General features: G+C 62.1%; 11 protein-coding genes. 3 read left to right on the forward strand and 8 right to left on the reverse strand.

Annotation, left to right across the window (positions count from 1 at the left end; all coding sequences use genetic code 11):
* Positions 1 to 4: 4 nt before the first annotated feature.
* Genes virB11 through AB9K34_RS09025 form a run of 3 tightly spaced genes read left to right on the forward strand, consistent with a single transcriptional unit; the run spans position 5 to position 4645 of the window.
* Positions 5 to 982 (forward strand): P-type DNA transfer ATPase VirB11, encoded by a 978-nt coding sequence (gene virB11, locus AB9K34_RS09015; RefSeq protein WP_369954099.1) that lies wholly within the window; start codon positions 5 to 7, stop codon positions 980 to 982.
* Complete coding sequence (locus AB9K34_RS09020; RefSeq protein WP_100161055.1) at positions 979 to 3105, forward strand: type IV secretory system conjugative DNA transfer family protein; 2127 nt, start codon at positions 979 to 981, stop codon at positions 3103 to 3105. The genes virB11 and AB9K34_RS09020 overlap by 4 nt, the downstream gene beginning before the upstream one ends.
* The gene (locus AB9K34_RS09025; protein ID WP_369954100.1) at positions 3098 to 4645 is read left to right on the forward strand and encodes an LPD7 domain-containing protein; all 1548 of its coding nucleotides are present in this window, start codon (positions 3098 to 3100) and stop codon (positions 4643 to 4645) included. The genes AB9K34_RS09020 and AB9K34_RS09025 overlap by 8 nt, the downstream gene beginning before the upstream one ends.
* A 19-nt stretch (positions 4646 to 4664) precedes the next feature.
* Here the strand turns inward: AB9K34_RS09025 and AB9K34_RS09030 are convergent, their stop codons facing one another.
* The 8 genes from AB9K34_RS09030 to AB9K34_RS09065 form a co-directional block, all read right to left on the reverse strand.
* Positions 4665 to 5570 carry a bacteriophage abortive infection AbiH family protein gene (locus AB9K34_RS09030; protein ID WP_369954101.1) on the reverse strand — a complete coding sequence of 302 codons (906 nt, stop codon included), beginning with the start codon at positions 5568 to 5570 and terminating at the stop codon, positions 4665 to 4667.
* Positions 5571 to 5645: 75 nt separating this feature from the next.
* Positions 5646 to 6827 (reverse strand): relaxase/mobilization nuclease domain-containing protein, encoded by a 1182-nt coding sequence (locus AB9K34_RS09035; RefSeq protein ID WP_369954102.1) that lies wholly within the window; start codon positions 6825 to 6827, stop codon positions 5646 to 5648.
* Positions 6824 to 7354 carry a hypothetical protein gene (locus AB9K34_RS09040; RefSeq protein WP_369954103.1) on the reverse strand — a complete coding sequence of 177 codons (531 nt, stop codon included), beginning with the start codon at positions 7352 to 7354 and terminating at the stop codon, positions 6824 to 6826. Before AB9K34_RS09040 ends, AB9K34_RS09035 begins: the two co-directional genes overlap by 4 nt.
* 304 nt (positions 7355 to 7658) lie before the next feature.
* Positions 7659 to 7946, reverse strand: a complete 288-nt coding sequence (locus AB9K34_RS09045) for a hypothetical protein (protein WP_369954104.1) — start codon at positions 7944 to 7946, stop codon at positions 7659 to 7661.
* A gap of 12 nt (positions 7947 to 7958) precedes the next feature.
* On the reverse strand, positions 7959 to 8999 hold the full coding sequence (locus tag AB9K34_RS09050) for a ParB/RepB/Spo0J family partition protein (protein ID WP_369954105.1): 1041 nt from the start codon (positions 8997 to 8999) through the stop codon (positions 7959 to 7961).
* A 3-nt stretch (positions 9000 to 9002) separates the two neighbouring features.
* A complete protein-coding gene (locus tag AB9K34_RS09055; RefSeq protein WP_369954106.1) occupies positions 9003 to 9743 on the reverse strand; it encodes a ParA family protein in 741 nt (246 codons plus the stop codon).
* Positions 9718 to 9906 (reverse strand): hypothetical protein, encoded by a 189-nt coding sequence (locus tag AB9K34_RS09060; RefSeq protein WP_369954107.1) that lies wholly within the window; start codon positions 9904 to 9906, stop codon positions 9718 to 9720. The genes AB9K34_RS09055 and AB9K34_RS09060 overlap by 26 nt, the downstream gene beginning before the upstream one ends.
* 235 nt (positions 9907 to 10141) lie before the next feature.
* On the reverse strand, positions 10142 to 10555 hold the full coding sequence (locus AB9K34_RS09065; RefSeq protein WP_369954108.1) for a zincin-like metallopeptidase domain-containing protein: 414 nt from the start codon (positions 10553 to 10555) through the stop codon (positions 10142 to 10144).
* Positions 10556 to 10588: the final 33 nt, after the last annotated feature.

The raw sequence follows: 10588 nt of genomic DNA on the forward strand, positions 1-10588 counted from the left end.
TCACATGGCCCCGCTGTCACCCTTCTTAGAGCGCCACGACGTTCTGGAAATCTGCATCAACCGCCCCGGCGAGGTCTTCGTCGAATATGCCCACGGGACATGGGAGCGGGTCGAACTGCCCGATCTGACCTATGCCTTCCTGACCGGCCTCGTCGCGACCGTGGGCACCTTCTCCCGGCAAAAGCTCAACGAGACGACGCCGCTCCTCTCCGGCTCCCTGCCGCGGGGCGAGCGCATCCAGATTGTGCTGCCGCCTGCCGTCCCGGCGGGCACGGTCAGCATCACCATCCGCAAACCAGCGCAGCGGACCTTCACGCTCGACGAGCTTTTGGGTCAGGGCATGTTCGAGGGCGTCACCAACGCCCCCTCCGCCTTGTCTGGCGAGGATGAAGCCCTCCTTGACCATCACCGCAACGGCGACTGGAAGACGTTCCTGAAGGCCGCTGTGCTGGCGAAGAAGAACATCCTCGTCTCAGGCTCCACCGGCTCGGGCAAGACGACCTTCTCGAAGGCGCTGATCCCGCTGATCCCGACCAGCGAGCGACTGATAACCATCGAGGACACCGTCGAGCTGGAGCTTCCCCAGCCCAACGTGGTGCGGATGATCTATTCCAAGGGCGGTCAGGGCGAGGCCAAAGTCACGGCCCGTGACCTGCTGGAAAGCGCGCTCCGGATGCGGCCCGACCGCATCTTCCTGCAGGAGCTTCGCGACGCTTCGGCCTTCTACTACCTGCGCAACGTCAATACCGGGCATGGCGGGTCGATCACCACAATACACGCCGACTCCGCCGCGCTGGCCTTCGAGCAGCTGGCCCTTCTGGTGAAGGAAAGCGAAGCCGGGCGCGACCTCAAGCGCGAAGAGATCAAGGACATGCTCACCCAGATGGTCGACGTAGTGGTGCAGATCAAAAAGACCGCCGCCGGGCGCAGGGTAACCGAGGTCTATTTCGATCCCCACAGAAAGCTGGGGGGTGCCACATGATCGTCCAGAACTGGCATCGCCTTGGCACACCCGCGCGGGCTGCCGCCATCTCGGCCGCGGTCGTGTTCGCCGTGGCCGGGGGGCTCATCACCGCCGCCTATGTCATGCAGTGGGGGCTGAAGGTTCCGCTCCACCTGCCCCGCGACCTGTTGCTCTGGCCGCAGGCTGCGCTGGCCGGATACACCGATCCCGAGACGGTCAAATGGATCAAGCTCTCCGGCTATGCCGGGCTGCTGCCGACCATCGTCATCGCTGCCGCCATCCTTAAGGCGCAGCCGAAGCCGGACGTGCATGGCCGCGCCGAGTTCGCACGCGCCCGCGACATCCGGCAGGCGGGCATGAGATCGAAGGCAGGCCTCATCGCGGGCTTCACCGGCTCTCTGCCCTCCCGTCACTATGGCAAGCGGATCGACAAATGGGGCCGCGCAGTCGAGCAAGGCGGCGCGGTCAAGATCCAGAAGGCAGGGCATCTGACGCACAAGAACCTGCTGGTGTATGGCGGCGACGAACACGTCCTGCTCTATGCCCCGACCCGCTCCGGCAAGGGCGTCGGCGTGGTGATCCCGAACCTCCTCAACTGGCCGGACTCTGCCGTGGTCCTGGACATCAAGAAGGAAAACTGGACCCTGACCGCAGGCTTCCGCAAGGCAGGCGGCCAAGAGGTGTTCCTGTTCGATCCCCTAGACCCGGACGGTCGTACGCATCGCTGGAACCCGCTTTCGACGGTTCGGCGCGGCACCGATTACCAGATCGAGGATCTTCAGCGGCTGGCCGATCTGTTCATTCCGGTGGCCTCGAAAGACCCGTTCTTCGACCGGGCGGCACAGACGGCCTTTGTCGGCGTCGGCGGCTATCTGGCCGAAACGCCGGAACGGCCCTTCACCTTGGGGGAAATCTATCGCCAGCTCACCCTGACCCCGGACTTCGTCCAGACCTTCCGGAAGCGGATCGAAGTCAGGAAGGCCTCCGGGCGTCCGCTGTCGCTTCAGACCGTCTCGACCCTCAACGACTTCCTCTCAAAAAGCGAAAACACCTTCGAGAGCGTGAAATCCACCATCACCGCCAATCTTGGCGTCTTCGCCAACCCGATGCTCGACCGCGCGACCGCCGCCTCGGATTTCGCCTTCGCCGATCTGCGCCGCAAACGGATGACGATCTATGTCGGCATTACCCCCAACAACCTCGGTCGCCTCGGGCCGCTGATGAACCTCATCTTCCAGTCCTGCGTCGATGCGAACATGCAGGAGCTGCCCGAGCACAATCCGGCGCTGAAACACAAAATCCTGCTCTGCATGGACGAGTTCGCCTCGGTCGGGGAGCTTCCGGCCTTCAAGCGCGGCATCGGCTATTTTGCAGGTTACGGCATGAAGGTCCTGACCATCGTCCAGACCCCGGCCCAGCTGGCCGACATCTACGGCCAGGACGGCGCCGATGCCTACATGGACAACTCCGGCGTCAGCATCGTCTTCACCCCGAAGGGGGTGAAAGAGGCGCGCAACCTGTCGGAACGGCTCGGCACGCATGGCGTAGAGGCCCGCAGCGAGTCCAAGTCCAAATACCTCGCCAACCGCAAGGGCACGACCGTCAGCCACAGCGAGCAGAAACGCTCCCTCATGCTGCCGCAGGAGCTGCTGCAAATGGACCAGAGCGAGGCCCTGGTTTTCGTCGCCGGACACCCACCGATCCGGGCGAAGAAGATCAGGTTCTATGCCGAAGCGGCGCTTCTCGAACGCTCCAAGGTGCCGCCGCCCGTGGTTCCCAAGATCGACCGCAACGCCTTGGCTGAAGCTGTGGCTTCCCTGAGAGACGAGAACGCGATGCTGCGCGAGAGCGTCTCCACCCTGCAGACCAACTTCGACAAGCTGGCCGGTCTGAAAGCCTTCCAAGCCGCGAACGTCGCCAATGGCGAACCTGCCGAAGTGCCGATGACCGACGAAGAGATCGCCAACCCCGACGGCATCTCCTTCGACCGGCTGGCACTGAGCGGGCAGAAGGCACAGGCGAAAATCAAGGAGCTGAACAAGGCCGGACAGGTCGGAACACGCAAGGGCGCGGCGGACATCCTCGCCGCCCTCGGCTGTGACGTCGCCCCCGCCAAAGCCGAAAGGAAACGGAATGCCTGAGACGGACAAGAGCACGAGCTTCACGCTCTCCTATGCGCATATCGACAAGGAAGAGCGCTTCACCTCGGCCGCCGCCGCAGGGCGTGCCTTCGCGGATGCCGATGCCAGCCAGCACCCGCGCGTGATCGAGGCCACGGATAAAGGCGCGCGCACCGTCGCCCACACGGTCACCATCGGGAGGGACATCCAGAAGTCCGTGCCCACGCTCGACAGCGTCCGCAAGGATCTCACCGATCTCAACCGCGATGGCACGGCCCCTTCCCGCATGTCGCAGACAAACATGGAATTCTGGATCGGCTATCATGATCGGGTCGCGGAGAAGGTCAGCCCGGAAAAGCAGCACAAAGACCAGTGCTCGATCTCGCCAAGCGAGAGACAAAAGGTCAAACCGGATCAGGATCGCTTTGACCTGCCCGTTAGTTACCACGACAGGTTTCTTGTCACGAAGGCACGGGGCCAGCAGGACCTCTACCGTTCCTATGATGATGCCAGGCCTGCGATCATCGACAAAGGCGACCAGCTCAGCACCCGGAATGCGGATCGCGGGACCGCAATGGACATGATCGAGCTGGCCGCGCATCGCGGATGGCAGAGCCTGAAGGCGAGAGGGCCGGAGGAGTTCCGGCGCGAAATGTGGATTGAGGGCACCGCCCAAGGCCTGAAGGTTCAGGGCTACCGCCCTACAGAAATGGATCAGGAGGAGGCCAACCGCCGGTCCCAGATGATCGGAGAACGTGCCATCGAACGGACAGACCGTGCCCCCATTTCCGCCAATCCCAAAACCGTCGACCGCGAAGGCCAGCAGGCCGCGCCACGCCAAAGCTATTCCGACGGCATCTCCGGCAAGATCACCGACATCGGCACCGCCCCCTATCACAACCGCGAAGGGGCTGACCCCGTGCCCTTCGTCGGCCTGACCACCAAAGCGGGCAAGGAAGAGCATATCTGGAGCGTCACCCTCCCTGCCGCGCTCGAAAAGCATGACCTGAAGGTCGGTGACCGCGCGACCTTCTTCTCTCCCGGCGTTGAGCCCGTGACCTACAAAACCAAGGATCAGCAGACCGGCGAGGAAGTCGAACGGCAGGGACACCGTCGCCTCTGGGACGCCAAGAACATTGAGCGCGAAGCACAGCCGCAACATGCGGCACAGGGGAAATCTGCGGCGAAAGCAACCACTGAGGAAACACCGATGGCCGACAAGCAGCGCGAACAGAACACCAAATCAGATCGGCTCGAAGACCGGATCAAGCGCTACGAACCGGGCGACCATGCCGCCAAAGGTCCGGCCAGCGTTCTGGCCCACATGGACGCGCGGCTTCGGGCTGAAGGTGTCTCAGAGAAAGACCGAGAGACCGCCCGTGACCATGCCGCCAAGCTTCTATCCCAAGGCATGAAGGCCGGAAGACAGATCCCTGTCCAGAAACTCGCTAACGTGACTAAGGAGCAAGAGGCTCAAATGCGTGGAACCTCTACCAAGGATGTAAGACCTGTTCCGGAACGTCAGATGACGGAACAGGCCAAGGGCGGTCGCTCTAGATAGAGCCTTGAGGCAAGCAAAACTAGAGATCAAGAAGGAGAGCGAAGCGTGCCCTCTCAGTCGGCACTCCGATCTCGATAGCGGCAGCTTCGATCTTCTCGCGCTCGCGATCACCACCGTAATAGGAGATGATCCAGTCTACATCATCTGACAAATGTTCCAAAATTTCCGCAAAATAAGGAGCGTCAACTTGGGCAAGACCATGTCCTAGAACATAAACCTCAGTCACATCATTGAGCCCCGTGAAGAATGCCCGGTTGCGCTGGATAATCTCTGCTGTTGGCTTGAAGGTTTCGCGAAAATATTCATCTATTAGTCGGTAGCCACCAGCCACGCGCGTATCCGTATCCTCGTCGATACGAGCTTCCCACCGGTCTTCATTCCCCGGCGTCCAGCCGTGCCCAAGCACAATATCAGCAGTCGTATCGGCCAGAGAGCCGTGAATGTGCAAAACATTAGCCGCGCCGTAGAGTACTTGGACCGTAGGCGTGTAGTTGAAGTTGAGGAACTTAGCTCTCGGATCGATGGAGCGGACAGGGAAGAGTTTTTGGGACGGCATTTCAAGTGTGTTCAGCCAACGCACGAAATTACGATGAAGACCGACAGACAGGGCGCGGATCACCCTGTCGAGTTCGTATTCAAAGTCATGGTGGCCTGAATCACTCCAGTCATCTGCTCCGTAGCTCGGCAGAAAGTTCAACCCGTAGTCTAGAAGCTGATCGGTGTCGAAATACTCTAAATTGTTCTCTAGATCCGACCAAGCATTCTGCTCATTGCCTTCGGCGTCGACCCAAGTCGGGAGAAACTCCTCAACCGCGCTATGTACCTCGCGATCGACGACCTCTATCCAGCTTCCGAAGTCCGTGTATCTGGATTTGATCCCGTGATGGATGTCGAACCCATTACCAATTATGAAGAGTTTAGTCATGGCGCTGGCACCCCTCCAGTGGTCACACCCGCAGCCTGAGCACGCCAACTCAGCGATGCAAGTAGCTACAAATTTTTATCGTTCACGGTCGCCCTTGTCTGGCGCGCGCTTCGTCAGGGTTTGTTCACGAACGGGGCTTTCGACCGAATTTCCGCGCTCGTGGGGCGCGGAACGCGCAGCACCCTGCCCCACCAGAGACCGGGCGATCTCGGCGCGTTGCGTCGTCGTCTCAGTCAGTCGCGCCGCAAACCGTTTGGTTTCCCGCGCAAGGTCACGGTCCCTCGGGTCGGTTGATCCGGCCAAGATCGTCGCGGCCTGGTCATAGGTCGCCATCACCCTGTTGCGCCGCGCGATCAACGCGTCATCCCATGCCTTCTGCGGCAAGCGCCCGCCGTTGTCTTCGAGATCGCGCCGAACCTGGCGCATCTTTCGGGCGTCAGCCAAGGGCTTACCGCCCCGTTGCCTGATCTTGTAGACAGGCGTGAACTCTCCCCGGCGCGTCACGCCTCGGGCATGGCGCGGGGTGGATTCCGCCTCTATCCCCCGGGTCCGGAGCTTCTCGGCAAAAGTGTCCCGCAGGCGTTGCAGATCGGCTTTCCGCAAGCTCAGCTTCTGACCGTCTTCGCCAACGGTGCGCAGCGTCAAGTGCACATGGGGGTGATGCGTGTCCGTGTGCAGGGCCATCGCGTAGTCGTGCCGTCCCTGGAATTCCTGCCGCGCCAACGCCCGAACCGCGTCTTTCACTGCTTCAGCATTCACCGTGCCGGGCATCGAAAACACGATGCTGGTCGTGATCCTCGTCCGGTCCGTGGCAGAGCCTTCGCGTCGATCCTCGTCGTGTTTCCCTAGCCACTCGCGATAGATCGCACCAACCTGCGTCCGCCCGTTGAAGGCCTCCCCGCGATCATTCTCGACCTCGATCTTTCCGTTTCGGCTGATGTAGGCGAGATGCTCTGAGGCCCTGACCGCTTCAGACGCTCGGTTGACCTTGATCGGATTGCCGGACTTGTCATTCTTGGCGGGCTTGGACACCTTCACCATGACCTCCGGCACACCCTTGACGACACGGGCCAGCCGCGCCTTGTCTGCCGCCGAAATCGTCTGTGAAAGAGAAGAGGAATGATCCGCATCCAAGGCCCCAGCCTTGCGCTTTCTGCCCCCGCTTTCGACGGATCCCCCAGCAGGCTTGTTCAGTTTCCTGTTGGCCTCTGATTCCCAGCAGTCCTGGAACCCCAGCTCCGATTTGAAATCACTCATGACGGATCATCTTCCCCGGACTGGAACTGGAAGCGGCCTTCTGCATACACACTGAGCGCCATGCGCAACTTGGCGACGTCCTGGCGCAAGCCCTCGACTTCTGCCTTGGTCAGATCTGCGCCTGCGCCCGTCAACACACCTCGGTTCAAGGCATAGGCAATCTGGTTGGCGTTGACGGCCAGGCCGCGAAGCTGGCGATAGGCAGCGCGAACGCCCCGTCTCTCGCCCGCCACCATCTGCGGTGCATTGCGCATCCGGGCCGACAGCAACGCAGCAGCCCAGGTCGATGCCGTGACGCCTTGGGACCGCGCCTCTTCCTCCAGATCCTGCCGCACATCGGCAGCCAGTCGCACCGTAACCTTGCCCTCTCGCCGCGCGCGGGAAGTCGGACGGCTTGGCGGCGGTGCAGCCTCGTCCTCATCCAGCGCCAGACCGATCAGGCGCCCTAAAAAGACCGACACTGTTTGCCCTTCTGATGCCGCCAAGGCCGCCAGCTGCGCATGGCGATCGGGCGGCAGATAGGTCATCGCGGCTTTCTTCTTTGTCGGCATTCTAACTCAAAGGTGCATTACTTGCTGGCGCTTAGCCTATCCTGCATTAGTCACAACCCTAGCCCCAAACGTGGTCCGGCATTAGTCACAACCCTAGCCCCAAACGTGGTCCGGGACCACGTTTTCCGCGTTCTTCGTCAAGGCTGGGCAAGATGCCGCCGCGGGCGCGAGATGTGGTTCCAGACCACATCGAAAGACCATGGACCCGACGCTGGTCGCAAAGAAAAACGCAGCGTCCGAAGGCGGTGCGTTTCGATCCGTCAGGCCCACGTTCCGAGGGCTAGCCCCAGAGGAAGAGCAGTCGATTGCGCGGGGTGACGCGGAAGACGAGGCTATCGAGATAGAACGACAACGCACTCAGGACGACGAACACGCCCGCCATCAAAACCGGCGCGATGATCCGATAAACGAATGGGACCTGATCGACGGCATCAACGCCGTAGCCGGTGAACATCATCACCGCCCCGGCCACCGCGGCGACCAAATGCAGCACCATCAGCACCGTGAGCGCCGCTTGAACCGGCGTGCGGAGCAGCAGCATTGCGTTCCAAAGTGCGATCTTCACCATGTCTCTTCCTCCTCAGTTTCGCAGCAGTTCCACCAGTTCGACCTCGGCCAGCGGCACCTCCTCTAGCCGCCCCCCCTCCTCGAAGCGGATGAGCACAGACTTGGTGTTCGACGCGGGCTGGTCGAGAAGCGCCTGGCCAAGCTGTCCTGCATGACGGACCAGAAGAGCGGGCGAAGCGCTGGCGACGCGCGGTCGGGACAGGGTCTGAGTAGCTGCCGCAGGCGCTTCACCCGGCTCGCTCACCTGCCCTCTCACATCCATCCTCTCGGCGCTTGCGTGAGAGGTATCTCTCGGATCTTCCGCTTGAGATCTTTCGGGTGCAAGCGGTGCGGCGCCACTCACGTCGTGCGCGGCCGGTTTGGCTTCGATCTCTCCCCGCAGACGCTCGACGGTCACGCGAGAAATATCCCCCGTCTCAGTCTCACTGAGAAACTGCCGAACGGCGGCTTCGTCCTTCTTCCAGAGCGTGTTCAAGTCCGACAGGGCGCGGATCGGGGCGTTCCGGGCGGCTGCATCTCGCAACGCATCAGGCATCCTGGCCAGGGCGGCGAAGCGCGACACCTCGCCTTCGTTCCAGCCAAGCGCCTCGGCAATCGCGCTGCGCGACTCGCCCGCTGCCCGCATCGCAGCGACCGCGTCCGCGACCTCCAGGGTCGATAAGTCGGCCCGCTGCACGTTCTCGGTCAGCTGCGCCATGCGCAGCGCGTCCGTCATCTCGCGCACGACAGCCGGAATCCTGATCAGCCCCGCCAGCTTCGCGGCTTGGAAGCGCCGCTCGCCCATGATCAGCATGTGCTTCCCGGCATCGTCGGCAGGTTGCACCATGATCGCTTGAAGCACCCCTTGGGTCCGGATGCTCTCCGCCAGCGAGGCCAGCTGATCCTTGTCGAAATGCCGACGGGGCTGCTCGGGGTCCGGCACGATGTCATCGAGCAGGATCTCACGCTGCCCGGCCTGCGCCGATTTGTTCTTCCGCGTCAGGGCCGCGAGATCGCCGCTCTTCTTGAGCCGGTCCAGCGTCTGCATCGTGCTGCCAAATTTCTTCTGGGCCATGGCTCAATCCTCCTTCTCGATAGCCTCGATGAACCAGTCGAAGAAGGCGCCGAACTCGGCGGCAGCCTCCTTGCCGCTGGCGGTCGGCACCTCGAACACCGGAATTCCTTCCGCTTCGGCCGCCTCGTACCCGACGCGGTTCCGGATGGCATGCGGCACCAGAAGGTTGGAATAGGACTCCGCAACGGCCAGCAGCGTCTCGCGCTCGGTCTTCTTCACCGCGTCAAATCGCGACGGCAGCAGGCCCAGGAACTGGATGCCCTCGTTAATCTCCTGCACCTGCACGAAGGCTTTCAGTACGCCCTCGACACCATCGAGTGAAAACCGTTTCAGCTCGATGGGCGACAACATGAAATCCGCCGTCAGAAGCGCACCGTAGACCAGTGCCGAGAATGTCGGCGGCGTGTCCACGATGCAGAAATCCGCGCCGTCCAAGCCGTCCAGCGCCGCCACGGTGCTTTGCAGCACCGTATCGTCCGAGCTGACAGGTACGTCGCGGTCCCCTTCGATCAGGACGACCTCGCCAGGATCGACGGAAAGGCTCGGCGCTTCGCCGCTCTCCAGCATCTGCAATGCGTTTCCGACGATCCGCGTGCCGCTCAGGGCGCTGGTGAGGTTGCGTTGCCCGTCCAGATCAACGGCGATCACCGAATAGCCCGCGCGACCGAGGTAAAAAGCAATCTGGCTCGCCACGGTGGTCTTCCCGACGCCGCCCTTGTTATTCGCGATGACGATCGTCTTCACGGTCTGCTCCTTTCTCGTCGGTCTTCGGGCCGATACCCCATTGCACAAGCGCCGCGAGGACGATCTCGCCCATTGTCGTTTCCCGCTCGAAGGCCTCGCGCTTCAGGGCGCGATGCACGTCGACGGGCATATTCATGGAAAACATGCGTGTTGGATTGCGCATCGACCTCTCCGCAAAACGCAGTCGGAATTCGGCTGACATATGCGCGGCGCCCTGATGCAGGGCGACTGACCTCGGCCACAGGCCGCCGCGGCGAGACAGATGTCTCGGCGCGGCAAATTTTTCCTGGGGCCAGGCCGCGTGCCTGTAGTGGCGTCCATAGAGTCATACATATGTATGGACTTCAAACAGATGGGGCCCGCAATTGCGGGCCCCTTGCGAAGTCTTGCCGATTGGCTCAGGCGGCGCGTGCAGCCCCTCCGGCAGCCGCCCCCTCGAGAACAAAGTCCGCGGCCTTCTGCGCGGCGCTCGCCGCCTTGAAGATCGCCCGCTTGTCCTCTTTCAACACCCCAAGCCAGCCCTCGAGGTAAGACGCCGCCTCGTCGATGGTCGGCTCGACGCCAATGCGCGCGCCAAGGAAGCAGCTGCCGATTTCGGCAATCAGCTCCTCGCGGGCATAGTCCGCCTTGGTGCTGCCGACCTTGAAGCGGTCCAGCCGCGACCGATGCCCTGTCCAATGGCAATTATGCCGACATCGGCATAAGGGCCATAATGCCGATGTTCGGATTATGCCGCGCCGATCTTTGCAACCTGTTGCGGTATTGGAAGACCGGCGCGGCGTGTCAGCATAATTCAGAGCGCTTCGAGGAATGCCAGCAACTCGTCACCCGGCCGATACCGTCCG

This window comes from Sedimentitalea sp. XS_ASV28 (assembly GCF_041224545.1).
In the GTDB taxonomy this organism is placed as follows: domain Bacteria; phylum Pseudomonadota; class Alphaproteobacteria; order Rhodobacterales; family Rhodobacteraceae; genus Sedimentitalea.

Bases quoted from the DNA above. Each gene is read 5' to 3' on its own strand.
- virB11 (WP_369954099.1), top strand. From the start codon at position 5: ATGGCCCCGCTGTCACCCTTCTTAGAGCGCCACGACGTTCTGGAAATC.
- AB9K34_RS09020 (WP_100161055.1), top strand. From the start codon at position 979: ATGATCGTCCAGAACTGGCATCGCCTTGGCACACCCGCGCGGGCTGCC.
- AB9K34_RS09025 (WP_369954100.1), top strand. From the start codon at position 3,098: ATGCCTGAGACGGACAAGAGCACGAGCTTCACGCTCTCCTATGCGCAT.
- AB9K34_RS09030 (WP_369954101.1), bottom strand. From the start codon at position 5,570: ATGACTAAACTCTTCATAATTGGTAATGGGTTCGACATCCATCACGGG.
- AB9K34_RS09035 (WP_369954102.1), bottom strand. From the start codon at position 6,827: ATGAGTGATTTCAAATCGGAGCTGGGGTTCCAGGACTGCTGGGAATCA.
- AB9K34_RS09040 (WP_369954103.1), bottom strand. From the start codon at position 7,354: ATGACCTATCTGCCGCCCGATCGCCATGCGCAGCTGGCGGCCTTGGCG.
- AB9K34_RS09045 (WP_369954104.1), bottom strand. From the start codon at position 7,946: ATGGTGAAGATCGCACTTTGGAACGCAATGCTGCTGCTCCGCACGCCG.
- AB9K34_RS09050 (WP_369954105.1), bottom strand. From the start codon at position 8,999: ATGGCCCAGAAGAAATTTGGCAGCACGATGCAGACGCTGGACCGGCTC.
- AB9K34_RS09060 (WP_369954107.1), bottom strand. From the start codon at position 9,906: ATGCGCAATCCAACACGCATGTTTTCCATGAATATGCCCGTCGACGTG.